Below are 26336 nucleotides of genomic sequence, written 5' to 3'. Positions count from 1 at the left end.
AATTTATGTTAAGAAATAAGAATCGGAAGGGCTCTTTCCCTAGGATTTTGATAAGGACAAACAAATTTCTATTTCATATAGAATATGTAGGCTCCCCAGCCAACTATACTTAATTTAATTATCTCTCCCTGGTTTGTAGTAATATGGATCGCCTTTATGTTCCTTCATTTCATTATTGTCTATAAATAACTTTCCATCTTCTAAAAAAGTTGCTAATAGAATATTCTCTACTTTTTCACCCGATTTTTCGAGCTCGTCAATTAGCCAACCACGATCTAATTGCAGATATTTTAAATTATGGTAAACAATTTGACCGTCCATGATCAGTGGGATAGGAAGATATTCTCTCTTTACCTGTAACTTTAAATCATTAGGTTGAACTGGTCGGTATTCCGACTTGGGGATAACACTAATACTTCCTGTTTCCTCCATCACTGCAATGGCAATGTTTTGAGTATCAGTGTACCCTTGTACTCTTAAATATGACAATAACTCAATTATTGTCATACGCACCTTTTTCAGCCCTTTTCGATCGATATCCCCGTTATGAATTAATACCGTTGGACTTTCATAAAGAATCCATCTTAATTTATTATGTAAGGATAAACGTATAAAGATTTTATATAGAATGACTGTGATTCCAGCATAGGTAATTGCCATTCCCATATTTTTAACCTCTATAGGGGAACTGATGATATTGGTTAGGACAAGAATATACAATAAATCGAAACTGTGCATTTGAGCTACAGCTTTTTTTCCCGTCAACCTTAAAAACAAATATCCTACCACAAAAACCAAAAATGCATGGTAAATTGTTTCCAAATTTGCATCTCTCCTTATAAATCCTAACAAGCGCCGTAACAGAACTAAAGTTATCTATAGTATTAGAAGTTTCATTCCTGTCTAAACCTCTTAAGAATGGTTGCAATACATATTGCGATCTCCGATTTCGCCTCGAACACTTTGGAAACGGCAATTCACCATAGAAAAAGAGAGGCCCATTGCCTCTCCTTTATCACAGTATATTGTTGAAGTATAATCAGCATGGTTTTCGAGAGACATATCCCAGCTTATTTTTTCGAAAGTCCCTCCACATCAACAAATGGAGTGGCTCCGCCTGTTACACTTGGCAAGCGGCCATCCCATTTTTCCAAAGCTTTTTCTTGGACTTCAATTTGCTTTAATTGGATTAATTCCGCCGTTACCTCTTGTTTTTTCAATCGTAAGGCTTCAGCCTCTGCACCAGCTTGAGCAATTTTCTGCTCGGCTTCGATTTTGATTCTTTCGAGATCTCTTTTTGCACGTAACGCATTTTGCTCCGCGGTTTGTTTCGATTCAATTGCTTTATTGAATTCTTCACTAAAAGCAAATTCTTTGATATTGATATCTTCAAGAATCATATAATATTTTGTTAATTTACTTGCGAGCATATCTTTCACTTTTGCTGATACTTCCGGTCGTTTGGAAATTAATTCTTCCGCTGTGTACTGGGCGGTGATTGCCTTTAGTGATTCGGCAATCGCTGGGTCAACGATTCGGGTACGATAATCCAAGCCGATTTCTTGATAGAGCTTATTCACCGCTTCTGGATCAGCAGAATAATTTACTGCCACCATGGCGGTGACCATTTGCAGGTCCTTTGAGGCAGCTGTTTGCGAGCTTTCTTCTTTTTGGACCCGGACTTCAATGGGTTGAACGGTTTGAATAAACGGAATCTTAAAATGAAATCCTTCCGTTAAAATCGTCGGTTTAACGGCCCCTAATTGTAGCAGAACTCCTCTATATCCAGAATCAACGGATGTACTAGAAAAAAAGCCAACCACGATAATAACCAGCGCAATAATTCCGCTTACTATAGATTTCGTATAGTACATTTTGATCCCCCCTTTAAGATAACCTTATGAAAATAGTTCCATATTTATACAGGGAACAAACAGGAGAAAGCAAAGAACTATTGCAATGTTAGCCGCGACTAATTATTTTATGATTTTCTATCCAACAAAAAAATGCCTATTTTCATTTAACTGAAAATAGGCATTAAGAACTGATTATTAGTATATGAAAAGTTATTCCAATGGTCAAACAATTATTTGAATGTTTTTAATAAAAACTTATATTTGGTTATTGACAATAAGTTTGTCTTTGTCATAGAGTATTGGCAAACACAAATAAATTTGCACGAAGGAAACTTTTTAAGAGGAGGTCAAAGAATGGCGGAAAATAAAATTTCTAGGCGAGATATTTTAAAAATGGGAACTACTGGAGCACTAGGGATAGCAGGCAGTATTTATTTAAATAAAGTGGCACCCTTTACAGGTGTAGTTCATGCAGAGAATCATGCTTCCAATCACAATAGTCATTCTGCAAATCACACCAATAAGTATGATTCTTCAAAAACAGAGGGTTATAAGATGGCTGAACGTCTTTTAACCGAATTTGATTATGGAAAAGCAACAAAACTTTCAGACGGTCGGACTTTACGTGAATATGAAGTTGTAGCGATTGACAAGGAAATTGAAATTGCAAAAGGAATTAAGTTTCCAGGGTGGACCTATAATGGGACGATTCCAGGTCCCACATTCCGTTGTACCGAAGGGGATCTTTTACGCTTTCATTTTATAAATGGAGGGAGTCATCCACACTCTATTCATTTTCATGGGATTCACCCCCCAGAAATGGATGGATTAGACCCTATCGCTCCTGGTAAATCATTTACCTATGAATTTGAAGCAAAGCCATATGGCTTACAACTTTATCATTGCCATGTTCTACCGCTACGACGACATATTCATAAAGGGTTATACGGTAATTTTATTATAGATCCAAAAACTCCAAGGGAACCTGCACTAGAATTAAATATGGTCATGAATGCTTTTGATTTAGATTTAGACGGTGCAAACGAATTTTATACGGTGAATGGGTACGCTTTTGCCTTTATGAATCATCCAATTAAAATCAAGAAGGATGAACTTGTCCGCATCTATTTAAGCAATTTAACCGAGTTTGACTTACTAAACTCCTTCCATTTACACGCAAATTATTTTACCTATATTCCAACTGGTAGAAACGACAATCCGACTCAATTTACTGATACCATCATGCAATGCCAAGGGGAACGTGGAATCATTGAAGTTCGCTTTCCGTACAAGGGAAAATATATGTTTCACGCTCATGTTAGTGAGTTTGCAGAACTTGGCTGGATGGGATTCTTTGAGGTTGAATAGAAAGGAGTGATCATCATGTTTATGAAATCAAAGTGGTTAATTACAGGTCTTATTCCACTTGTTCTGTTACTGCTTGTATTGGGGTGGGTATTTAAAAATGGGGCTGGAGTGGAACGAGATCCTGCTGCTCCAATAGAGGTTCTAAATGTTGAACAGATTAAAATTGTACCTTCAGGATTTGAGCTAGATGTCAGTAATACTGGCCCAGAGACATTGACCATATCTCAAGTGATTGTGGATGATTCTGTATGGAATTTTTCGATGACTCCAGATTCCACACTGAATAGGTTTGAAGAGGGAAAAGTAACGATTAATTATCCATGGGTTGAAGGTGACCCCCATACTATTCTATTAATATCTGAGAATGGAATCATAACGGAAGCTGGTATCGATGCAGCAACATTAACTCCCAAATTTTCATGGGATAATGTACTGAATTACGGATTTATTGGCTTCTATGTAGGGATTGTACCGATTACTCTTGGATTATTGTGGTTTCCATTTATGAAGCGTTTGAAAAAAAGTTGGATTAATGCCATTCTTGCTCTCACAGTTGGCCTCCTACTATTCTTATTTTTTGGTACGTTATTTGATGGATTTGAAATAGGAGCAGAAGCACCGTCAGTATTCCAAGGAAACATGGTTGTGATTATATGTACAGTTCTTTCATTTCTTTTACTGGTTGGATTTGATCAATATCAAAACCAAAGACAAAAACGAACGGGTTATTCTCCACTAGGAATTTCATTATTGATGGCCACAGGGATTGGCCTTCATAATTTTGGTGAAGGCTTGGCTATTGGATCTTCTTTTGCTCTCGGAGAAGCTGCATTGGGCACTTTTTTAGTAATCGGTTTTACTTTGCATAATATAACTGAAGGGATTGGGATTGCTGCTCCACTATTAAAAAGCAAGCCCAAATTTAGTTCATTTGTTTTATTAGGTACGATTGCGGGTGCTCCCGCCATTTTGGGAACTTGGTTCGGTGGTTTTATCTTCTCACCAATCTGGGGTGCAGTATTTTTAGGAATTGGTGCGGGTGCCATTTTACAGGTAATATTTGTTATCTCCAAAATGCTGATGGAAGAACAGAAAAAGAATAATGAACCAGTTGTATCATGGATGAATTTTTCTGGATTTACGCTTGGAATATTAATCATGTATTTTACGGCTTTTTTCGTAAAATAATCAGGAGGAATTTGAAATGGCTAATATAGGAATTGGTGGTGCATTATTGATATTTGTGATTGCATTAATTGTTTTTGGGCCGAAAAAACTCCCAGAGCTCGGTCGTGCCGTAGGATCTACACTTAGAGAATTTAAACAGTCAACAAAGGGCATAATGGATGATGACCACGATAAAGAAAAGAAATAAATTTACGAGGTGGCTCATCGATTAAGACGATGTACCACCTTTTTTGATGTATTACTTTTTATTCTAGAAATTACTCTTCCTTTGCTGCTTCGTTTACTCGCTTCTTGAAATCGTCATAGGTGTTCCCTTCAAATTTCATACCATTAATAAAAATCGAAGGGGTACTTGTAATACTTAACTTATTAGCAGCACTCATATCTTTTTCCCATGCCTCTTTTGATTGGTCATTTTTAAAGGCATTAACCACTCTTTTCACCTCTGCTTCAAAGACAATTTCGCTTAAAGTGTCCTTAAGAAAAGACTCTGAATATATATCCATTTGCTCTGCCTCAGTATCATCAGGCTGTTTTTCATATAATAGTTCATGGAACTTCCAAAACTTTTCATTTCCCAGTTCCTTAAAGACGGTTTCCGCAAATTTTGCAGAACGAGTAGAATCTACATTGATAAACGAATAATTCATGAAATAAAACGAAGCTTTTCCTGTATCGATAAAATCCTTTTCGATATTCGGGAGAAGTGTGTCATTAAAATTTTTACAATAAGGACATTTATAATCACCAAATTCAACTATTTTTACTGGGGAAGACTTCTCTCCTAAAAATGGCTGCCCCTCATAGTCTATTGCTTCTTTTTTAGCCGTATTTGATAAAAAAATTATACCGACTAGACAAACAGCTATTAAACCAATCACCCAAAATATAAATTTAGATGATTGATTTTTCGATTTTTTTGTTTTTTTGTTTCCTGAAGACATCTTTTCACCCTCTATTTAAGCTTTTAATCTCTCTATGAATTTACATCTTTATTGTGGATTTTTAGAGAACAATTTTGAATCAAGAGAAAGAGCAGAATTTGAATTTAGGAATATATATACTGCCATGACCGCAAAGGCAAGATCCAATTCAAACCCAGCACCTTGTCCATTTCCCATGAAACCTGCTGCCAATTTTACTTTCCAAATGGCTCCAATCATGATGAATACAAAGAGAGCTGCGATATATCGTGTTCCAAATCCAATTGTTAACAACAGTCCCCCTACTAATTCAATAATGGCGACTATGTACCCTATAAAACCTGGAATTCCTAAACTATCAAACCAACCTATAGTATTTTCAATCCCATTTTGAAACTTTGAAACACCATGAATAAAGAATGATACCCCTAAAAATAACCTTAGAATTAGTGTCCCGACTTCTGATTTTTTCAATTTACTTTCTCCTTTCAAAATCTAAATGTCTTTAATTTCACACTACTAACCGTAGTGTTAAAAGGTAACATATTCTCCCTTTTACATGAAATAACTTAATTAACACTACCTATTGTAGTGTTAATTGTTGTAATTGGTCAAGAGATAATATTTTTCTACATATTAATCTATTAACCAATCAATAAATAAAGGATTGGACTTTACCTCCAATCCTTGTTAGGCAATAACTAATAGGAATAATATTAAAATAAATACATTTAAAGAGATAACGATTGATCGTGTCTGAACTTTAACGGGAATGGATTGTTGCGGATTAATCAATTGTTGAAGCCTGTAATCGACTGTAGTATCCGCAAAATGCACAATTGCTGGAGTAAGATTTGAATTAACTTTTAGTTGCTTCTTCTTAATTAGCTTTAATAAAGCACTTCCTAATCCAAGTTCTGAACCCATCCGATTAATAGCATATTCATCTGCAACTAGTTCAATCATAATCCGATAATTCTGATAGGACCATCTCGTAAGAGGGATATACCATATAGATTCTGAAATGATTTGTAAAATAAAAACCTTAACTCCATCATAATACCTTTGGTGGGAAGTCTCGTGGTAGATGACTGCTTCTAATTCCTTTGAATCTAACATTTCAGTTAATGTGGTAGAAAGGACAATTACAGGTTTCAAAAACCCAAATGTAAATGCCAAAGGCTCTTTATAATCGATAACAACTATATCATCATTATTTCTATTATAGGTTTGATTCAATTGTTTGGATTTATCGTTATTAATAAGTAGTTGAATTTTATTTTGAAATGAACTTAATAGCAAGATTTGCTGAACGATTTTTTTACAAATGATGAAAACGGTATACAAAATATAAGCATTCACAATTAATAAGATTGCATAATAGGCAAATGTGCCTTTTTCAAATAGGCTAACGCAAAAATTAAAGATATTAAATAGCTCTAATGGGCCAAATAGAATATTTAATAGGTACATAGATATTTGAACAAACAAAATGATCGCAAAGAAAAGGGCTAAACCTAAAACGGCAATTGATTTATGTTTCCAGACCATTTTACTTTCTGCCCTTTTTTAATTGTTCAATTTTTTGTTCCAGTTTCTGAAGTAATCGATCATCAACTTCATTTAATGAATCCAGCATATGATTTACAACTAATCCCCCAAATTCGTCTAAAAGGTTATCTGTTAGTTTTTTAGATTGGTCGCTAATAAAATCCTCTTTGCTCTTTACAGGTTTAAAGAGAGATGTTCTTCCTTCCAATCTTTTGGTAAGTATGTTTTTATCGACAAGACGGTTCATAACCGTCATAACCGTATTAAAGTTTATCGGTTTTTCATTTTCTAATTTTTGTTGAACGTCCTTTATACTCTTTTCATTGCCGTCCCAAAGAATGTCCATTATTTTAGACTCAAGCGGACCGAAAAAACGATTAAGTCCTTCTTGGTCAAAACGAAAATTATTGATTGTCATATAACATCCTCCCATCCATTACATATTGTAGTGTAATATCTTATCTTTTTCAATTATTAATGGCTAATTAAAAAACTACCCCTCCTTCCTAAAACAATACTCCGAATAGTTGCCCCAGTGAAACTATTTTTCACTGCCATTACTTAGTTTGAAGGAAGACAAAAGGTTTCTCTAGACCCACTAGAAACTTTTATTCCATAATAGTAAAGGATGAAATAGTGGGTGATAGAAGTATGAATGAACAAGGATATTTGGATCTAAAAAGAGGAGAGCGAGGAGCGATAATAAGCATTATTGCTTACATATGCTTATCTTCATTAAAATTAGCAGTAGGTTTAATAGCTAACTCTGAAGCACTAAAAGCGGACGGTCTAAATAATGCAACAGATATAATTGCATCAATTGCTGTACTGATTGGTCTTAAATTATCACAACGTCCAGCTGATGATGACCATCCATATGGGCACTGGAAATCTGAAACAGTTGCCTCAATGGTCACTTCATTTATTATGATGGTTGTTGGAATACAAGTAACATATGAAGCGATTACTAGTATATTTAATGGAAGAAATGAATCTCCAGATTTGGTATCGGCATGGACAGGACTCTTTTGTGCTTTAGTTATGTATTTTGTTTATCGTTATAATAAAAAATTATCAAGGGAGATTAATAGCCAATCTGTTATGGCCGCAGCAAAGGATAACCTTTCAGATGCATGGGTCAGTGTAGGTACATTTATTGGTATCGTTGGTGCCCAGTTCAATCTTCCTTGGCTCGATCCAATTACTGCTATAATTGTTGGATTACTCATCTGTAAGACAGGTTGGGAGATTTTTAGAGATGCTTCCCATTATTTGACCGATGGATTTGACGAAAAACAAATAGAAACATATAAAGAAACAATCATTAATTGTTATGGTGTAAAAGGGGTTAAAGACATCAAAGCTCGGAATTACGGGAATAACGTAGTTGTGGACATTGTGATTCTGGTCAATTCCGATTTAGATATTCGCGGAGCCCATGATATTGCAACCAAGGTTGAAAATGAATTAATAAAAGAACATAATGTCTATGATGTTCATGTCCACGTTGAACCTAATTAAATTAAATTAAATGCAGAAAAGTAATAATGAGTTTGGAGCCTTTCTCCAAACTCATTATTGAAATAAAATCTATCAGCAACAAGATGAAGTTTTTATTTCTATATTCATTTACTTATCCTACTTATTTTTTATCAATTTGGAAATCAGAAAGTCTTATCCCATAAATGTTAGTGTTTTATTACTAAGAATTAGGAAAGATGCGTTGCAATGCTTCTTTCATCTGAGGTTTTACGTTAATTTTTGGACGAGCTGCCTTAGCAATTTTTTCTGCCTCATCAATTGTCTTCGCTTTACCTAATGACAATAAGGTTCCAACTGCAACTGTTCCCGCTCGGGTGCTTCCACCACCACAATGGAAATAAACTTTTTTGCCTTCGTTATAGGCACTTACAACATGCTCAATTGACTTTTTGATTGACTCGTCTTGATGCTCTGCATCATCAACGATTGGAATATGGATACGATCGTACCCTGACTTGTTCTCATGCGACTCCGCCCGCAAATCGTAAATAATATCGGCTTTTTCATTTTCCATCATGTCCTTCACATCATCTGCTCCGCCAAAATAAATATGATCTTTAATTAATTCGTTATAGTTTTTTGCAGCCATGGTTTTACTCCACCTTTAATGTTTACTTAGTAGCATTGATAAAAGTTTTTAGTTGTTACTCTTGGCTTTTAATTCTTACTCGCCAGTTTCACCAAAACGCTTAATACGTCCTCCGATTTCATCACGGACACGTTGGAAGAAAGCCCATTTTTCTTCTTCTGTACCTTGTGCTTTAGCTGGGTCATCAAATCCCCAATGAACTCGCTTTACTTTTTGTGGAGTAACAGGGCATTTGTCAGCCGCATCACCACATAATGTAACAACTAGATCGGCATTGTTTAAATATTCAGGGTCGATAATGTCAGAGGTATGACTTGAAATATCAATTCCAGCCTCTTTCATCGCTTTTACAGCATTGGGGTTAAGTCCATGTGCTTCGATCCCAGCACTGCGTACTTCCCACTCATCACCTAAGTGATTCTTAGCCCATCCTTCAGCCATTTGGCTTCTGCAAGAATTTCCTGTACATAAGAAGTAAAGTTTCTTTTTAGACATGATGTGCTCCTTTAATTTTCGTGTAGTAGTTTATAAATCATTGCCGCACAACCTGCTCCTAAAATAGTAGCGACAATATACACCCCTAGATGTTGTGTGGTACCTGATACGATGGCTGGACCAATAGATCTTGCAGGATTCATTGAAGCACCACTAATTGGACCAGCGAACATAGCTTCCAATCCTACCGTTGCACCAATGGCAATTCCTGCGAAGGATTTTACCGCTTTACCATGGACAGCAGAACCGAATATAACCATCATCAGGAAAAAAGTAAGGATAAATTCCAAAATAAACGATTGTGACCATGATCCTCTTGGTAAGGTGGTACCGAGCGTTGCAACGTTTCCAAATAAACAACACAACGTTGCACTTGCTGCAATCCCGGCAATGATTTGAATAATAATATAATAAAGTGCTTCTCTCTTCTTTATATCCCCATGAATTAAAAATCCAATGGTAACAGCTGGATTAAAGTGTGCACCAGATAGGTGACCAAACGAGAAAATTAGTGCCATTACAACTAGCCCAAATGTAAGGGCTACGCCTACATGAGTTAAACTTTTAGTAATCGAATCTATTACAACTGCACCCGTTCCAGCAAAAACAAGAAAATAAGTTCCTAAAAATTCGCTGATTAACTTTTTTTTCATTTTGTTTTAATCCCCTTGTTGATCATTTGCTTAGCATCCACAACGAAGCGTAGGATTGCTCTTTTCAATCTGTTTGATTTTCTCTGTCTGAACTGGCACATGCTCTAAAATTTCTTCTATAAGTCCATATAAATCACTTTGTGAATTCAAGGAATAATAGATCCACTGACCTCTGCGATCCTCTTTAACTAACCCTAAATCCTTCAGTTTTCGAAGATGCTGACTAATAGACGGCTGACTCATATCAAACACTTCAAGAAATTCACATACACAGCATTCTCTTTGTTTTAAAATCGTCACAATGGTCAAGCGTGTTTTATCCCCTAATAATTTTAAAACGTTGGCCGCTCGTTCTATTTCAACTATTGATTTCAACAGTTTGGACACCTCCCTGCATATAGGCAAATAATAATATACTTATTTAAAATCCATGTAAATTATGGTGTTTTAATATTCCGTTGAATCCAAGAAATTATACATATCCTCACAGTTTTCTAAACACATTCTTTTTATGTTATATCAAATTTATATATAATTATTTGCTTATATATTAGAACAACAAATAATGAATTTCAAGTATTCTAATGTAAAGTTAAAGTAAAGAAAAAAGATTGATAACCGTGGCTATCAATCCAATGCCATTCCTTCATGTCGGGGGGCAGACCGCTGCTTAGAAAAACTTCTCAACCAAATCGACTGAAGTGGGTCTGCTAAGATAGTAGCCTTGTATTTTATGGCAGCCAATGCTGCATAAAAATTGATATTGCTCCATTTCTTCCACACCTTCAGCGACCACATTCATACCAAGATTTCTGCCCATGGCCACTAACGCCCTGCAAACCGATTTTTGATTTTTATTATCTAGACCCTGGATAAAGGATTTATCAATTTTGATGGTATTAAACGGGTACTGAACCAGGTAACTAATCGATGAATAACCGATCCCAAAATCATCAAGAATGATATCAACCCCATATTCTTGCAGTTCACGCATCGTCTTCAATGTTTTCTGGACATCCGTCATCGCTGTTCTTTCGGTAATTTCTATTTTTAATAGTTCCGGTAGTAAATTATACTGATGTAACGTTCGTTTGATAGAATCAATGTAATCAGCTTGATGGATTTGTCTAGCCGGCACATTGATAGAAATATAAAAATCGGGTAAATCCTTATCCAACCATATCCGCCGCTGGTGGCAGACAGACGATAAAACCCAATTGCTAAGTTTAATAATCAGGTCAGATTCCTCGGCAATTTGAATAAATTCTACCGGTGGAATACTCCCCAAGACAGGATGCTTCCAACGGAGGAGTGCTTCAAGACCGATTGCTTTCTTGGCATAAACATCAAAAACGGGCTGATATTCTAAATACAACTCGTTTTGTTCAATCGCTCGATGAAGATATTGTTCAAGCAGCATTTTCCGTGACAGGCTTTTTGACATGCCGAGTTGATATTGCTGAATACCCGATTTATTCCTTCGCCAGGTACATCGCATGATCAGCCCTCATCATGAGCACTTCCCCATCTCGCCCATGTTCAGGGAAAATGCTTGTTCCAATACTTAAACTCACTCTATACTCATGTTCAAGCAGCGTGATCGGCTCTGCAACCACCTGGCTAATTTTTGCGGCCATTTCCTCAATCACATGACTATTCGGCAGATTTTTTAATAAAATGACAAATTCATCCCCGCCCTGACGTGAGACCACATCCTCAGGACGGATATGATTTTTTAACCGATTAGCGATGATTTTAATCAATCGATCACCCATTTTGTGACCGAGTGAATCATTGATATCCTTGAACCGATCAATATCGATGAATAAGATCCCAACGAACTGCTTTTTTCTCTTCGCTTCCAGGATGGCTGTTCGAAGCTGTTCATCAAATTCCCTGCGGTTCGGTAATCCTGTTAACGGGTCGTGAAAAGCTAGATAGGTTAATTCGGATTCGGTTCTTTTTCGATGATCAATATCCATCACAACCCGATCAAATCTCACTGGACCAATCGTTTGATCATCAAAAATGGGAACGATATAATCGAAAACCCACTTACCCACCCCATTTTGAGTTCGAATCCGGTATTCAAGCCTAACTGACTGTCCTTTGTCCAATAACTCCAACTGCTCCAGCACGACAGTTTTATCAAGGGGATGGAGGAGATCCATCCACAAATAGGGATTCTCAACAAACTCCGCCTCGGAATAACCCAAAATACGCTGGCAGGCTGAGGATATTTGCAGGGTCTCCATCGTTTTTGCATCGACAGACCATAAACAAATATCTATTTCTTTAAAAATTTTATCCCAATTGTTCGGATCAAAAGGTTGATGGATGAAAGCACTTTTTTCAGACTCTTCCAAAATAAAGCCACAAATCCCTTGAACCAATCCACGGATCTCAAGCGGGATCGAGATGATATTTAACGGGATACTTTCCCCGTTTTGATGCCTAATCTCAATCTGAAACTGAAGCCTTTCACCCGTTAGAACAGTCTTAAAATGCTCGATCGTTTTATCGATATATTCATCATCCAATTGAGAGAGAAAACTCCTTTTGAAATCTGTTTCTCGTTGATACCCTGTCAGCTGGATCGTTTCATCATTTGAAAAGACAATCGTACCTTCTAGATCAAGAATATAGCAGGGCACAGGTAGATGTAGCAGAACGGATTTAAAGGTTTGAATAAACAAACCTAAATCGGTGCTTTTTCCTTGATTTCTCATAAAGGTCTCCTCTCATTGCATTTTGCATAAATACTCGTTTTTTGTTGTCCAGATACTATTTATCATAAATGAAATGTTAGATTTATACTGTTTGAAATGTCACTCGTTTGAGGCAGATTTTCGACAAATTCGGTGTTCCCCAATGCAAAAAAAGCAGAGTGACACCAGTCTCCCTGCCTTACTTTATTATTTTAAGGGGGGTGGGGTCATACCCAACTAAATCACTCCCCAATGTAACCCTTCTACGTAACCCGCTTCTCTGCTCCTGACTCCTTTCGGTAACGTAGAACCCTTCTACGTTACCCACTTCTCTGCTCCTGACTCTTTTCGGTCACGTAAAACCCTTCTACGTTACCCACTTCTCTGCTCCTGACTCCTTTCGGTCACGTAGAACCCTTCTACGTTACCCGCTTCTCTGCTCCTGACTCTTTTCGGTCACGTAGAGCCCTTCTACGTTACCCGCTTCTCTGCTCCTGACTCTTTTCGGTCACGTAGTACCCTTCTACGTTACCCACTTCTCTGCTCCTGACTCTTTTCGGTCACGTAGACCTACCCTATTTGTAACTGTTTCCTCTCAATTCACTATTTTAAGGCAAAATTAGCGTGATAATCACGGAATGTTGGATTTTCTCCACAGACCATCAAGCCTTGCCCCCAGTTCACATGTACATCGGCGGACGGTTTATCGGCAGGATCACGATACTGGAATAATACGTTTCTGCGCGGACGGTTACTGCGATTACTATCCGAACCGTGTACCGTTAAATAATTAAAAAACAGTACATCCCCTGCTTCAGCAGGGCAGGGAGTCCCTATGGAAATCGGATATTCCTTATGATTTAAGTAGTGACTGCCTACATGAGAAAGTGGTCCTTCTTGATGAGATTTTGGTATCACCCTTAGGCATCCGTTTTCCAAGTCTGCATCATCAAGGTGAACACTAGCTGCCAGCATGGTATGACTTTCATGTGGGAAATACGGATGATCCTGATGCATTGGAAAAGCTGCTCCCTTTTCAGGTGGTTTAACCAGCATTTTGGAGTGATGTAATTGCACATTCGGTCCGATCAGCTTTTGCAAAATAGACACCATATTAGGATGAATAACCGCTCTTGAGAAAGACGCATCATGATAATGAACGTCATGAAATCCTTTTAACACAAGTTTCTTTAACTCGTTTGCGGGGATGTACTCCCCTTGCCAGGCATGATTTCGATCATGTTTAGTATTTGCTGCACGTTGAATAATGCGTTCAACCGCCGTTTTCATTTGCTCTACTTCCTTTTTAGAAAAAACCCCTTTAACAAGCAAGTATCCATTTTCTTTGTAAAAATCAGCATCCTTTGAAGTAATCATGATAATTTCCTCCTTTAAGATTAATAGTATAATTGTTATAATTTTAAGAAAATAATGGATTCCAGTCTTTATCAAAAGAGGCTGTTTTTTTGTCTTTTGAAGACATCGGAGGGATATTTTTGGTCGTCCAATCATGTAAACTCAGTGAAGGAATGTTGAATCAATATGCAATGCGTCCGATTGGAGAAGAAATTTCCTTTAAGGTGCATTATTGGGGAGTGAACCCGGAGCATTTTAACAATCCGGTACATAGGCATTCATTTTTTGAAGTTTGTTATGTTCTAAATGGAGAAGGACAGTATAAAGACCTGGATGTACAATATCCGTTAAAGAAAGGTACAGTATTTTTATCCCGTCCGAACATTCATCACCAAATTTTAAGCGAAACCGGACTTTTTCTTGTATTTGTTGCTTTCGAGATTTTACATGAACAATCAAAGGTTGATGCCATTCGCATGTATAATCTACTGGCGAAAACAAATAGAATTTGTACCAGTGTTGCTGATGATTCCCCAACGGCCTTACTATGGAGGGCATTGGTAGATTATACGTCAAACGGCGGTGCCAACGATTTTAACTTCATTACTAATATGGCACACACGCTCATCCTGTCCTTTAGCACTATGTTTTCCGAAACAAATCAGAGAAGTCGAAATCAAGAAAAAATGTTTTCGAATCGTTCTCCCACCCATTTATATCAAGCAATGCTGTTTATTCGTGATAATTTATCAGAACCATTGAAGCTAGAACATGTCGCCAACTATCTTCACATTTCTAGTCGTCATTTATCAAGACTCTTCTCCACTGAACTGTGTGAAAGTTTCTCCAATTATATTCGCAAGGAAAGAGTAAGAGAGGCGGCTCGCCTGCTTGAAATGACAAGCATTCCTATTAAAGAGATAGATGATGTGACCGGCTTTGGATCAGTGCATTCCTTTACACGCGTATTTACTACAATGATGAATGTTTCACCTGCTAAGTATCGCAATGATTATGTGAAAAAGAAAATATAGTCTAATAAAAATAAGCCCACCAAATCAAGTGGGCTTATTAAGGAATATTTAATTAGTCGATGATTTTATTTATTACTCATCCTTTTGTATTTAGGCTTATACCGGAAATTCACAAAATGAATGCTTGTAGCAACTAATAGCATCCCGACAATCAGTGTATAGGTCACCGTTTCTCCCAAGAAAAGCACGCTGAGGAGAACAGCAACAATAGGAATGAGAAACGTATAGGAACCAACTTTGCTTGCCTCACCCGCATTAACAAGCTTGTAGTAAAGGATGTAGGCATATGGGATGCCAATGGTCGCACCAAAGCAGAGCCCTACTATGTAATATCGATTCCATTCGATTGCTGACCAGCTTTCAAACACTGTGCCGGTGCTTAGGAGGAAAATACCTCCAATCACAGATTGAATCGCCACCATCCAAAATGCATTCACTTCTTTGCTTACTTTCTTTACGTAGATAACACCTGACGCCCAACTTACCGCTGTTAGTAACCCGAGTGTCACTCCGATTGCTGAGATATGAACGGTCAAACCATCGACACTAACAACTGCGATCCCAACAAATCCAAGCAACAACCCCATGATTTGGATTGGCGATAAATATTCTCCAAGGAAGAGCCAAGCGAAAAGACCAAGTAAAATCGGCTGGAAATAGACAAGTACGGAAAACAATCCACCCGGTAAATAGAGCAATCCTAATGTCTGAAGCCCGAAAAAAAGGATGGAGTTAAAGAAAGCCGCAATAAAGTACTTCTGCCAGTTATACCGCCAATTGATCGCCTTCCGCGTCTTCCAAATAATTAGTGTCAACAAGATTCCGCCTAACAGTGAACGCAGTCCTGCATAAAGCAATGGCGGTGAATAGGGTACTGCTAATTTATTGATTGGCCAGCTTGCACCCCAGATCAAAATGAGCACGAAAAGCGCTGCCTTCGATTTTGTAGACATATTCTCCATCCCCTTTTTCAACGACAAACAAGCAGGCCGAACTCGTCACCGTAAAGTTCAAAGAGACGACGCACTGATGCATCGCCTCACGATAGTATAGTACTTTGCAGACTCTGTTTATCGCAGTATCTTCTATAAGACTACGAAATGTTTAGCCTATTTTCAATAGATACGTTTTATAGCACACTGAATGCTTCATCTTCCATAGTAAACCTCCAAGTTACTGATTGCATCTACCGTAATATTGTTCTTGTCTAATGTTTCGTTAATATATTTGGCAAAGGCAAGGGCATGTGCACCATCACCGTGAATACAAATGGTATCTGCACGCAGCGAAACTTCTGTTTTTTGCTGAGATACTACTTTTCCTTCTGTCACTATTTTCACAATTTGCGCGACAGATTGTTCTTGATCTGTAATCAGCGCATCCATTTGTGAGCGAGAAGTCAAAGACCCGTCCGCTTGATACGTACGATCTGCAAATACCTCATGTGCCGTGCGTAAACCGATCTTCTCTCCGGCTTTTGTCAATTCACTGCCGGCAAGGCCGAATAATATTAAGGACGGGGATACGTCATAAACTGCTTGTGCAATGGCTTCGGCAAGTTTTCGATCCTTGGCAGCCATATTGTACAAAGCACCATGGGGTTTTACATGCTGCATTTTTTCATTGAACGTCATTAAAAATCCTTGCAATGCCCCAATTTGGTAGACGACCATGTCATATCCTTCTTGAGGTGTAATAGCCATTTCCCTTCGCCCGAATCCGTTTAAATCTGGCAAACTAGGATGTGCTCCAATTTTGACCCCATTGGCAATGGCCATCTTCACCGTTTCTCTCATCACACTTGGATCTCCGCTATGAAAACCGCAAGCAATATTTGCAGATGTAACGTATTTCAAAATTTCTTCCTGCTCCCCAAGCTTGTACCGGCCAAAACTCTCCCCTAAATCACAATTCAAATCCACTTGAAACATGTTTCTCCCCTCCATCTTGATCACTCGTCCACCAAACAAAAGCGCTTTCATGATTATGTAGTTTCGAAATTCGGAACTCTAGTTTTGAAACTTAAACCCATTCTAGCATAAATATTTTCAATTAAATATTGTTTACGAAATTGCCCAAAAATTATAAATATCATAATATTCTATATTCCTAGTCTTGTTTTTAAATATAAACTATAATGTTTGTAGTATCCGTTTAACAGAACTTGGTTACCGAAATTCGAAACTCCGAGGAGCTGTTTATAATGGCCCATCAGAAAAATAATGTTAACATAAGGTCTTTAGGGGACTCTGCTCTTGTGATTCAGTTAGGCGATGGAATGAGCCCCACCATCCATGAAAAGGTGAAAAATCTATCCAACTTATTAGAAAAAAAGCCGTTTACAGGATTAATTGAACCTGTACCGTCTTATAATAGCTTGACCATTTATTACAATCCTGTTGCCGTCTATTTGTCCAACCCTGATAATGAAGCAACAAGTCCTTTTAAAAAAGTAAGCACCTTAATTTTGGAGTTACTAGATCAATTAGGAACGAGTGAAAAACCCGAACAACGGCTAATAACCATCCCAGTCTTGTACGGAGGAGAATTTGGACCAGATTTAGAGTACGTAGCAATGTATCATGGACTTTCTGTTGAAAAAGTAATTCAAATTCATTCGTCAGCTGATTACTTAGTCTATATGATTGGCTTTGCGCCGGGGTTTCCGTTCATGGGGGGAATGGACGAAAGAATTGCCACACCACGTAAGGATTCACCACGCCTAGCCATCGCGCCGGGATCTGTTGGAATTGCTGGTAAACAAACAGGCATCTACCCGCTGGAAACACCAGGTGGATGGCAAATTATCGGCCGCACCCCGCTTGATTTGTTTCTTCCCGAACTTTCACCGCCAACGATGTTACAGTCTGGAGATAGAATCCGCTATGTACCAATTTCTCATGAAGAGTATGCTTCCTATAGGGAGATGAAACAATGAGCATTAAAGTGCATCAGCCTGGATTATTGACAACAATCCAAGATTTGGGGAGATTCGGTTCACAAAAATTTGGGGTACTCGTAAGTGGAGCAATGGATCCTATTTCTCTTAAAATCGCAAATTTACTCGTCGGAAATAACGAAGGAGAAGGCGCACTTGAAATTACCCTGTTTGGGACAACTCTCGAATTTGAAACGGATGAGTTAATTGCGATTACAGGTGGTGACCTGCAGCCTGCGATTGATGGAAATGTTGCACCGATGTGGCGGCCGATCCTGATTCGCAAAGGCTCTATTTTAAAATTTAAATCCGCCATTAATGGCTGTAGGGCCTACGTGGCATTCGCAGGCGGAATCGATGTTCCTGAAGTGATGGGAAGTAAAAGCACTTATCTTCGTGCGGCAATTGGAGGGTTTCACGGCAGAGCATTACAAAAAGGGGATGAGTTTGAGAGCGGAACCTTCAATAGAATCAGTCGGTCATTCGTTCATCAGCTCGAACAAATGACTACTCATTTTCCATGGTCAGTCAACTATTCAGAATTTATTAGATTCAATAAAACACAAACAATTAGGGTCTTACGAGGGGCAGAGTTCGAGCGTTTCGATACGGCTAGTCAGCAAACATTTTTTTCGGATCGGTACACGTTAACCACTCAGGCGGATCGGATGGGCTATCGGTTGGAAGGTGAATCCCTCCACTTATCAGAGAAGTTTGAGCTGCTATCAGAAGGAGTTACGTACGGGACCATTCAAGTACCTTCAAACGGACAGCCGATAATTTTAATGGTTGACCGACAAACGACAGGAGGATATCCCAAAATCGGTCAAGTCATTTCCATCGATCTGCCTTGTTTGGCCCAGATGCAGCCCAATTGTGAAATTGAGTTCAAGGAAGTTTCGCTTGAACAAGCAGAAATAGAACTAATCATGCAAGAGCAGAAGCTCCGTAAATTAGCGTTAGGTATTCGCTTTAAAGCACTTTATGAATGAGAGTACAGGTGCAGATGAAAATGTGGCTTTCAAGTTGATGGCGTTTATAAAAATGCATAAGCAAAGATTAGGAGAAATCCTAATCTTTTTTCATTTAATAACACTATCTTTCTTTGATTTGATGACAAAGAAAATAGATACAAACGATCGATTACGCGTAGATTACAAACTAAACTATTAGTTTAACAGAATAAACATGAATTAAATAGTAGTAAAATTACACTGAGTTCATGATAAAAACGAGTACTTTTTTATGTTGTAAATATTCAAAAGATTATGATAAATTGTTGTTGCGTACGTTACTTAATGAATTCTTCAGTCAGTTATTTGAGAGATCGGGTAGTATACAAATTAATTAAATAGAAAGCGTTTTAATTTATTAGAATTCCGAGAGATTCTTTTAGATAAAAAGGAGGCGTCTATTAAATGAGAAAAAGGGTATTAACAGTAACAGTATTAATATTAATCTCTCTAGTAACCGTAAGTGCCGTTGGAGCAAGAGCACTATATGTAACAAAACCGGTCCCATCGAAGGATAGACATTCTATTTCAGAAATTGTTTATCCTAAAAGCCTATGGGAAAAGGTCGTTACTGGTAGTGGGTTCATGGAAGGTATTAATTTTGACCGTAACGGAGAAATATGGATGGTCAGTCCGGCCACTGGAGAAATAATGAAGGTTGAAGGTTCAAAGGTTTCAATTGTTGGTGAAAAATATAAGGTTCCTGTTGGAGCAAAATTTCACAAAGATGGACGACTCTTTATCGCTGATGGTACAGGAGAACTTTATGCTTATAACACTACTACTGGTCAGCGTACTACCATTGTTAATTCGTACAATGGTACGTCATTAAAAGGACTTAATGATTTGGTTTTTGATACTTCCGGTGGACTTTATTTTACCGAGCCCACAGGATCTAGTGCAACAAAGCCAACAGGCCGTGTCTTCTATCTCCCGCCTGACGGTTCCGGATTGCAGCTTTTTCAAGAAAATATTGCTTATCCTAATGGAATAGCCATCTCAGCAGATGGACAACGTGTTTATATCTCTGAATTTGGCACAAATCGAATTATCTCTGTCCCATCAAAAAATGCTAAGGATCAACGTGAAGTTGCATTTGTTTTCGGTCAGTTTGAAGGCGGGATAGGTCCAGATGGTTTAGCTGTTGATACAGAGGGAAATCTTTACGTAGCACATTTCCAAGCAGGGGAAATTGTAGTACTTGACCCTAGTGGATTTAAATATGGGACGATTCGTCTTCCTGAAGGTGCGGGGACATTTTCCACGAACCTGACTTTTCACGATGGATACCTCTATGTAACAGAATCATTGAAAAATGAGGTTTGGCGTATTAAGGTGAAAAAGAATGGTTTGGAGCCATACGGATTACAATAGACTATTCATAGCAATTTTGTAGTCTTCCCATGCTATATATCTCTCGGTTTTTCTAGGGCTGTTGCTTAAACAGCTCCTTTTTTTCCCCCTTTCCGTAAAAAGAATGTACTTTACATTAAAGCAGATACGTTAAGTAAAAATACAAAAAACTTACTTATAACAATATGAAGTTTGAATAATTGATAGAAAAGAAGCTATACCTTTCTTGATGAGTTTGGTCGCTTTGACGGTTTATCTTTATCTTTATCTTTATCTTTATCTTTCAGTAACATTCAAAAAAGCTGAATCATGAAGTTGTTAGGCTAAACAACTTTTGATTCAGCTCTTTCTGTTAATGAACCCATTACCTCTGGTTTTTCATTTACTCTACGGGAATCATACCCTAATCAGTTTTACAAGTTGACCCGGTTGCACTAAGGAAAGCAGCTGCACATCCTCCTCCACTACCCTTCCAACCACATTAACTCGCTCATCGGACGGTAGGTCATGAAGCATGATTTGTACCTCTCCACGATATCGTCCATAGTGGTCATTATCTCTCGTAATCGTCCCCACCGGCCGTGCCACCGTATTCTCAGCGACGACCGAGCCTGAACTTCTCGTATCCATAAGCCTGAGAACGTCACGGGAAAAATCAGGGCGAAGCCGGAACTCCCCTTCTTGAGACCCTTCCACTCGGAGCGAAACCCGACCAAAACGGTCTAATTCCATTAATTTACTAAGAAGCTCCTCACTTACCTCCGGATCGCCGATATACACATCATCGACACCCGCCCGGAACAACTCCAGTGCCGCCAGATATGGATCGACTTCACGATGCGCTTCCAAGGTGGGCAGCCCTTCAAACAGAGGGCCGCGTTTCTCACCGTCTCCTGGAATATACGCACTTACTGGAATACCATACCGTCTAAAAAGTTCATTCTGTGATTCAAAGAACGATTCAGATAAGCCCGTTTCACGCCTTGGATAGAAATTATGCCAAGCCAGCAGCTGACCAGCCTCTAACCCGCCCTCAAGGAGAGCACGCACATCTTTCTCAAACAAAATACTGGCATTGAGAGCAAGTTTGAATTCCTTAGCCAGGGTCAAAATCGTATCATTTTCAAAAAAGTCATCCAAACGCAAACCGATGACTCCTAAGGATTTTAACGCAGATAAGCTTTCTAATCGTAAATGGGCAGGTGTTCGTGCCGATACATCCGCATAAACCTCTATTCCAGCTTCTTTTGCTGCTTTAAGCAACGATTTCGCCCGGCCCGCTAAATCGCCTGCCTCTTCAGGGATGTGAAGCGACGTAAACGCCCGCCTCACACCCATTTTTCCTGCGAGCACAATCCGTTCTTCTGCTAAAGGGTCATTTAAATAGAAGGAAATACCGATCAATCAAACTCACCGGCCATGTCATCATTGAAGCCAAATAAATAGGTGAACAAGAAACCAGCAGCATAAGAAATTAACACACCAAGCAGGTAAAGCAGGACTTGGCCAGAAACGACTAGGAAGGCAAGCGGTAAACCAGAAACCCCTACAGCAATTGTTGCTACATGGAAGACAGCCTGGAACGCACCGCCAACACCCGCACCTAAGCAGGCAGTTAAGAATGGACGGCCTAATGGTAAGGTCACACCGAAAATAAGTGGTTCGCCAATTCCAAGAATTCCTGCAGGCAGCCCCCCGCCAATCGCTCTTTTTAAGCGTTTTTTCTTCGTCTTAAAGTAAATTGCAAACGCAGCGCCGACTTGTGCTGCACCACCCATAGCCAAGATTGGCAGAAGCGGGTCATTTCCAAGCGTATTAATTAACTCCAAGTGAATTGGTGTTAAGCCTTGATGTAAACCAGTGACAACGAGCGGCAGGAAGGTTGCACCAAGCACAAAGCCAGCCACGACACCACCCACATCAAGCAGCGAAGTTAATCCTTTTGTAATCGCATCTGAAACGAAACCACCAAGCGGCATAAAAACAAGATAAGTTACAATACCAGTAAGCAATAAAGCAACCGTTGGCGTGATAAACAGGTCAAGCGATTGTGGAACATAACGACGAACTCGTTTTTCAACAAGGGCAATAAAGATGGCTGCAAAGAGAACTCCAATTAAGCCGCCCCGTCCAGGAAGTAAAGCGGTATCAAACAATTTGATTCCTGCAACAGCTGGGTTAATGATTAAAATACCGGCAATCGCCCCAAGTGCGGGTGAACCACCGAATTCTTTCGCTGCATTGGTACCAACTAAAATACCAAGGTAACCAAATAAACCGCTTCCAATAACGGACAAGATGGTCGCAAGTTGGGAATCTGCTGCTAACCATCCCGCTTGGACGATTGCTTTGGTGATCCCTGTAATCAATCCGGAAGCGACAAGTGCTGGGATTAATGGAATGAAAATACTTGAGATTTTTCGTAAAAATAGCTTAAATGGTGTGGCATTCTTTTTGTTAATTTCAGCCTTTTTGCTGGCTGCCTTTTCTTTCAAATCGATCCCGCCAGCAGCATCTATCAATCTACCAAACTCTTCTGTCACCCTGTTTACTTTTCCAGGGCCTAAGATAATTTGGAGTGTTTCTTCTTCTACCACTCCCATGACTCCGTCTATTTTCTTAATGGCAGCTTGGTTGACAATCGAATCATCCTTCGGTGTCACACGAAGTCTTGTCATACAATGAGTATAATTTTCAATATTCGCTGGGCCGCCTAATTGTTCAAGAATTTTTTCTGCTAAAATTTTATTCTCTCCAGCCATACTAATTCCCCTTCTCTCTGTTGTTTTTTCAAAAGTGAACTTCTTATTCCAAGTCAGTATTGCAGGACAATAAGAGATGGAATGGTGTTCACATCACCTCCTGAAAGGACTATTTCCCTTCTTTAATAAACCGGATCGCTTCTCTTGTTTTATCAATGGAATGAATCGTATCCTCATATTGAACGGTTGCCATCGATAAAAACAAAATATCCATGATATATAACTGCGCAAGGCGTGATGAAGTGGCTGCACTTCGAAACGGAGCCTCACCTGAATATGCGGTAAACAATTTAATATCTGCCAAAGCAGAGACCGATGATTGCCCATATTTCGTTAAACTAATTGTTTTAACGCCGCGCTCTTTTGCGAGTGCCATAACTTTAATCACCTCAGGTGTCTCTCCTGAGTGGGAAATTCCAAACACCAGATCATCCTTATTGGCATTGGCAATCAATGTGGCAACAAGATGTGTATCCGAAAAGGCGGTTGCATTTTTATGAACCCTAAGGAGCTTTTGCTGTGCGTCCCTAGCGATGATGTTTGAAGCCCCGATCCCAAAAAAATGAACATTTTGAGCAGTCGACAAGGTGTGAACAGCACGTTCCAATTCATCGTAATTGATCATCTCTTCCGAGTCGCGGATGCTTTGGATGCTATTACTCGTTGTCTTCTGAGCGATAGAGAAAAAAGATTCACCAGGCTCGATATCACGGTACCCTTGTTCAACTGGTTTCACAAGATCCCCAGCAATTCTTACTTTTAAATCTTGAAAGCCATTTAAGCCCAAGGACTTACACAGCCGAATCACAGCAGCACCACTTGTATTAGCCTGCAATCCGATGTCATGAACGGTACTGTTTAAAATCGCTTGAGGATTATCAAGAATAAATTCAGCAATTTTCCGCTCGGAAGTCGGAAGCTGTTCCAGCATATTTTGAATCATTTTTAAACCGCCTGCTGCCACACCAAAGACCACCTTTTTTAAAATTACTCTGCCACGATTTGGATTGCTTTTTTTACATAGCCATTCGCTTCTGTTAATAATCGTTCAGCTTCTTGTTTATTTCTATTCGTTTTTATCATGACGATTGCTGTTTTAACTTGCAGATCTGATGCCTCTAATGTCTCCAAAGCCTGTTGATAGGATACCCCGGTAATTTTACGGATGATGCCGATCGCTCGTTCCTTCAATTTTTGGTTGCTCACATGAACATCTACCATTAAATTCTCATAGGCTTTTCCTAAAAGAATCATCGAAGAAGTTGAAATCATGTTCAAAATCATTTTATGGGCGGTTCCTGATTTCAAGCGAGTTGAACCAGTTAGTACCTCTGGACCGACAATTACTTCGATGCTTTGGTCGGCTTCCTTACTAATCGCCGCATTTTTATTGCACGAAAGAGCAACCGTTTTCGCCCCAATGCTTCGTGCATAGCGAAGGGCACCAATGACATAAGGTGTCCGCCCACTCGCTGCAATTCCAATAACGGTATCATCTTTTGTCAGACCCAATTCCTTCAAATCGGCTACACCAAGATCAGGCTGATCCTCTGCTCCTTCGACTGCTTTCAAAAAGGCGCCTTCTCCCCCTGCCATAATCCCTTGGACCATTTCAGGGTCCGTGCTGAAGGTAGGCGGACATTCGACTGCATCTAGAACTCCTAATCTTCCGCTCGTGCCTGCACCTAAATAAATGAGTCGCCCGCCGTTTTTAAAGGATTCAAACACAAATTGAACCGCTGCCTCCACATCTGGTAACACATCCTTGACCGCTAATGCGACCAGTTGATCTTGCTCATTCATGATTCGTAATATTTCGATTGGTTTTGCTGTATCTATTTGCATCGACTGTTCATTTCGCGATTCTGTCGTTAATAATTCAAGATTTTCTGCCATTTTTTTGGATCCTCCTGTAAGTCTTTTCTGAGGTGAAAACGGTTACCCGTACATTTATTATATTACCTTTAAAATAACATTTCAAGATTTTTATTAAAATAGTAAAATGTTATTTTAAAACACTATTGTACTGAAATGTTTATTTGGACATTATTCAAGCAAATAGCGGCGGATCGCCTTAGCAACACCAACTTCATTATTCGTACCAGTCACCTGATCCGCTAATTGTCTCACCTTTTCGGGCGCATTTCCCATCGCAATTCCAAGGCCGGCAACCGAGAGCATGAGGGCGTCATTGTAATTATCACCAATCGCAGACGTTTGAGAGAGTGGAATCTTCAGCTCCTCGGTCAGTTTCATAAGGGCAGACGCCTTTGTCACACCAGTGGGGGTAATTTCTAAATTAACAAAGTTAAAACTGCTGCTAATTTCCATATCCACTGCCTGCTCTTTAAGCCGTTTGGTAAAATCAGCGAGCTTGTTCCCATCATCAAAGACAGCAATTTTTGTAATGTTCGGCTCCTGTTCCTTCAAGTATCGGTCAAAGTCTTCAACGACTTTCACCTCGCATCTTTCTCGAAAACTTTGACAATGTTGACGTTCTCCCCCTGATTTTTCAAGGGTGGGGATATTATTTTCAATCCATTTCTCGTTCCATTTATTCACCTGTGGGACCAGGAGCGTATCCCCCTCGTAAAAATGGGCATAGATGCCCTCCGCCTCACATAATTCCCAAAAGCTCAACAGCGGCTCGTATTGAAAAACTGATTGCTCGCTGACCTTTCCATTTTCATCGATTAGGATCGCCCCATTGTATGCAATGATTGGCTCCCCCTCAAGTCCAATCGTACGGGCAATCCATTGGGTTGAAAGCGGGGAACGCCCGCTGCAAATTACGACTTTCCCCCCTCGTTGGCGGTATTCGTGAATCGCCTCGATTGTTTCCACATCAATCTCTTTTTCATCATTTAATAACGTGCCATCTAAGTCCGTCGCTAATAGTCGATATTTCACCTATTATTTCCCCTTTGTAATTTTATTTTATTTTTAATATAATATTACTGAAATTTAATTTCAAATTATAGTGGTGCCTGACACCACTTTTTTAGGA

Annotated in this window: 28 protein-coding genes; 8 read left to right on the top strand and 20 right to left on the bottom strand. The window is 39.0% G+C overall.

Annotated features, from left to right (window positions below):
- Positions 1–114 precede the first annotated feature (114 nt).
- Positions 115–822 (bottom strand): DUF421 domain-containing protein, encoded by a 708-nt coding sequence (locus tag J7E67_RS00530; RefSeq protein ID WP_251026474.1) that lies wholly within the window; start codon positions 820–822, stop codon positions 115–117.
- 248 nt (positions 823–1070) lie between these two features.
- Entirely contained in the window at positions 1071–1874 is an 804-nt protein-coding gene (locus J7E67_RS00525; protein ID WP_214717826.1) for a prohibitin family protein, read from the bottom strand.
- A 336-nt stretch (positions 1875–2210) separates the two neighbouring features.
- Between J7E67_RS00525 and J7E67_RS00520 the strand changes: the two genes are divergently transcribed.
- From J7E67_RS00520 to J7E67_RS00510, 3 genes are read left to right on the top strand one after another with little or no spacing between them, the layout of a single operon-like run.
- Positions 2211–3224 carry a multicopper oxidase domain-containing protein gene (locus J7E67_RS00520; protein ID WP_214730616.1) on the top strand — a complete coding sequence of 338 codons (1014 nt, stop codon included), beginning with the start codon at positions 2211–2213 and terminating at the stop codon, positions 3222–3224.
- Between the two features lie 21 nt (positions 3225–3245).
- Positions 3246–4412 carry a ZIP family metal transporter gene (locus J7E67_RS00515; protein WP_214730708.1) on the top strand — a complete coding sequence of 389 codons (1167 nt, stop codon included), beginning with the start codon at positions 3246–3248 and terminating at the stop codon, positions 4410–4412.
- A gap of 16 nt (positions 4413–4428) precedes the next feature.
- Positions 4429–4599 carry a twin-arginine translocase TatA/TatE family subunit gene (locus J7E67_RS00510; protein ID WP_088089754.1) on the top strand — a complete coding sequence of 57 codons (171 nt, stop codon included), beginning with the start codon at positions 4429–4431 and terminating at the stop codon, positions 4597–4599.
- Positions 4600–4669: 70 nt separating this feature from the next.
- On the opposite strand, the gene J7E67_RS00505 is transcribed toward J7E67_RS00510, so the two are convergent.
- The 4 genes from J7E67_RS00505 to J7E67_RS00490 all read right to left on the bottom strand — a co-directional run bounded on the left by J7E67_RS00505 (position 4670) and on the right by J7E67_RS00490 (position 7304).
- Positions 4670–5356: a DsbA family protein gene (locus J7E67_RS00505; RefSeq protein WP_214730613.1), complete on the bottom strand. Its 687-nt coding sequence runs from the start codon at positions 5354–5356 to the stop codon at positions 4670–4672.
- Between the two features lie 48 nt (positions 5357–5404).
- On the bottom strand, positions 5405–5809 hold the full coding sequence (locus J7E67_RS00500) for a DoxX family protein (RefSeq protein WP_214730611.1): 405 nt from the start codon (positions 5807–5809) through the stop codon (positions 5405–5407).
- Positions 5810–6025: 216 nt separating this feature from the next.
- Entirely contained in the window at positions 6026–6886 is an 861-nt protein-coding gene (locus J7E67_RS00495) for a M56 family metallopeptidase (protein WP_214730609.1), read from the bottom strand.
- Between the two features lies 1 nt (position 6887).
- Positions 6888–7304, bottom strand: coding sequence for a BlaI/MecI/CopY family transcriptional regulator (locus J7E67_RS00490; RefSeq protein WP_168240919.1), 417 nt, complete (start codon positions 7302–7304; stop codon positions 6888–6890).
- Between the two features lie 233 nt (positions 7305–7537).
- On the opposite strand from J7E67_RS00490, the gene J7E67_RS00485 reads away from it, so the two are divergent.
- A complete protein-coding gene (locus J7E67_RS00485; RefSeq protein WP_214730604.1) occupies positions 7538–8407 on the top strand; it encodes a cation diffusion facilitator family transporter in 870 nt (289 codons plus the stop codon).
- Positions 8408–8588: 181 nt separating this feature from the next.
- Here J7E67_RS00485 and J7E67_RS00480 read toward each other — a convergent pair whose 3' ends face one another.
- The 7 genes from J7E67_RS00480 to J7E67_RS00450 all read right to left on the bottom strand — a co-directional run bounded on the left by J7E67_RS00480 (position 8589) and on the right by J7E67_RS00450 (position 14250).
- Complete coding sequence (locus J7E67_RS00480; RefSeq protein WP_214730603.1) at positions 8589–9017, bottom strand: protein-tyrosine phosphatase family protein; 429 nt, start codon at positions 9015–9017, stop codon at positions 8589–8591.
- A 75-nt stretch (positions 9018–9092) separates the two neighbouring features.
- Entirely contained in the window at positions 9093–9512 is a 420-nt protein-coding gene (arsC, locus tag J7E67_RS00475) for an arsenate reductase (thioredoxin) (RefSeq protein ID WP_214730602.1), read from the bottom strand.
- A gap of 11 nt (positions 9513–9523) precedes the next feature.
- Positions 9524–10165, bottom strand: coding sequence for an aquaporin (locus tag J7E67_RS00470; protein WP_214730601.1), 642 nt, complete (start codon positions 10163–10165; stop codon positions 9524–9526).
- 30 nt (positions 10166–10195) lie between these two features.
- On the bottom strand, positions 10196–10543 hold the full coding sequence (locus J7E67_RS00465; protein ID WP_214717927.1) for an ArsR/SmtB family transcription factor: 348 nt from the start codon (positions 10541–10543) through the stop codon (positions 10196–10198).
- Positions 10544–10835: 292 nt separating this feature from the next.
- Positions 10836–11663 carry a putative bifunctional diguanylate cyclase/phosphodiesterase gene (locus J7E67_RS00460; protein ID WP_214730599.1) on the bottom strand — a complete coding sequence of 276 codons (828 nt, stop codon included), beginning with the start codon at positions 11661–11663 and terminating at the stop codon, positions 10836–10838.
- Positions 11638–12894: a sensor domain-containing protein gene (locus tag J7E67_RS00455; protein WP_214730597.1), complete on the bottom strand. Its 1257-nt coding sequence runs from the start codon at positions 12892–12894 to the stop codon at positions 11638–11640. Before J7E67_RS00455 ends, J7E67_RS00460 begins: the two co-directional genes overlap by 26 nt.
- A gap of 582 nt (positions 12895–13476) precedes the next feature.
- Entirely contained in the window at positions 13477–14250 is a 774-nt protein-coding gene (locus J7E67_RS00450; RefSeq protein WP_214730595.1) for a phytanoyl-CoA dioxygenase family protein, read from the bottom strand.
- A gap of 119 nt (positions 14251–14369) precedes the next feature.
- On the opposite strand from J7E67_RS00450, the gene J7E67_RS00445 reads away from it, so the two are divergent.
- Positions 14370–15263 (top strand): AraC family transcriptional regulator, encoded by an 894-nt coding sequence (locus tag J7E67_RS00445; RefSeq protein ID WP_214730593.1) that lies wholly within the window; start codon positions 14370–14372, stop codon positions 15261–15263.
- A gap of 65 nt (positions 15264–15328) precedes the next feature.
- On the opposite strand, the gene J7E67_RS00440 is transcribed toward J7E67_RS00445, so the two are convergent.
- Together J7E67_RS00440 and J7E67_RS00435 are read right to left on the bottom strand one after the other, a co-directional pair.
- Positions 15329–16225: a DMT family transporter gene (locus J7E67_RS00440; RefSeq protein WP_214730591.1), complete on the bottom strand. Its 897-nt coding sequence runs from the start codon at positions 16223–16225 to the stop codon at positions 15329–15331.
- Between the two features lie 186 nt (positions 16226–16411).
- On the bottom strand, positions 16412–17194 hold the full coding sequence (locus J7E67_RS00435) for a LamB/YcsF family protein (protein WP_214717802.1): 783 nt from the start codon (positions 17192–17194) through the stop codon (positions 16412–16414).
- Positions 17195–17466: 272 nt separating this feature from the next.
- Between J7E67_RS00435 and pxpB the strand changes: the two genes are divergently transcribed.
- The 3 genes from pxpB (at position 17467) to J7E67_RS00420 (ending at position 20588) form a co-directional block, all read left to right on the top strand.
- Positions 17467–18201 (top strand): 5-oxoprolinase subunit PxpB, encoded by a 735-nt coding sequence (gene pxpB / locus J7E67_RS00430; RefSeq protein WP_214730590.1) that lies wholly within the window; start codon positions 17467–17469, stop codon positions 18199–18201.
- Positions 18198–19193 carry a 5-oxoprolinase subunit C family protein gene (locus tag J7E67_RS00425; protein WP_214730589.1) on the top strand — a complete coding sequence of 332 codons (996 nt, stop codon included), beginning with the start codon at positions 18198–18200 and terminating at the stop codon, positions 19191–19193. The genes pxpB and J7E67_RS00425 overlap by 4 nt, the downstream gene beginning before the upstream one ends.
- Positions 19194–19619: 426 nt before the next feature.
- Entirely contained in the window at positions 19620–20588 is a 969-nt protein-coding gene (locus J7E67_RS00420) for an SMP-30/gluconolactonase/LRE family protein (RefSeq protein WP_214730588.1), read from the top strand.
- A 375-nt stretch (positions 20589–20963) separates the two neighbouring features.
- On the opposite strand, the gene J7E67_RS00415 is transcribed toward J7E67_RS00420, so the two are convergent.
- The 5 genes from J7E67_RS00415 to J7E67_RS00395 form a co-directional block, all read right to left on the bottom strand.
- Positions 20964–21971, bottom strand: coding sequence for a MupG family TIM beta-alpha barrel fold protein (locus J7E67_RS00415; protein WP_214730587.1), 1008 nt, complete (start codon positions 21969–21971; stop codon positions 20964–20966).
- Positions 21968–23329: a PTS transporter subunit EIIC gene (locus J7E67_RS00410; protein WP_214730586.1), complete on the bottom strand. Its 1362-nt coding sequence runs from the start codon at positions 23327–23329 to the stop codon at positions 21968–21970. The genes J7E67_RS00415 and J7E67_RS00410 overlap by 4 nt, the downstream gene beginning before the upstream one ends.
- Before the next feature lie 109 nt (positions 23330–23438).
- Entirely contained in the window at positions 23439–24293 is an 855-nt protein-coding gene (locus J7E67_RS00405; RefSeq protein WP_214730585.1) for a MurR/RpiR family transcriptional regulator, read from the bottom strand.
- A 23-nt stretch (positions 24294–24316) separates the two neighbouring features.
- The gene (gene murQ / locus J7E67_RS00400) at positions 24317–25225 is read right to left on the bottom strand and encodes an N-acetylmuramic acid 6-phosphate etherase (protein WP_214730583.1); all 909 of its coding nucleotides are present in this window, start codon (positions 25223–25225) and stop codon (positions 24317–24319) included.
- Between the two features lie 150 nt (positions 25226–25375).
- Positions 25376–26239: a Cof-type HAD-IIB family hydrolase gene (locus J7E67_RS00395; protein WP_214730581.1), complete on the bottom strand. Its 864-nt coding sequence runs from the start codon at positions 26237–26239 to the stop codon at positions 25376–25378.
- Positions 26240–26336 lie beyond the last annotated feature (97 nt).

This window comes from Bacillus sp. ISL-46 (assembly GCF_018613205.1).
This window is presented reverse-complemented; position numbering and strand designations above follow the sequence as displayed.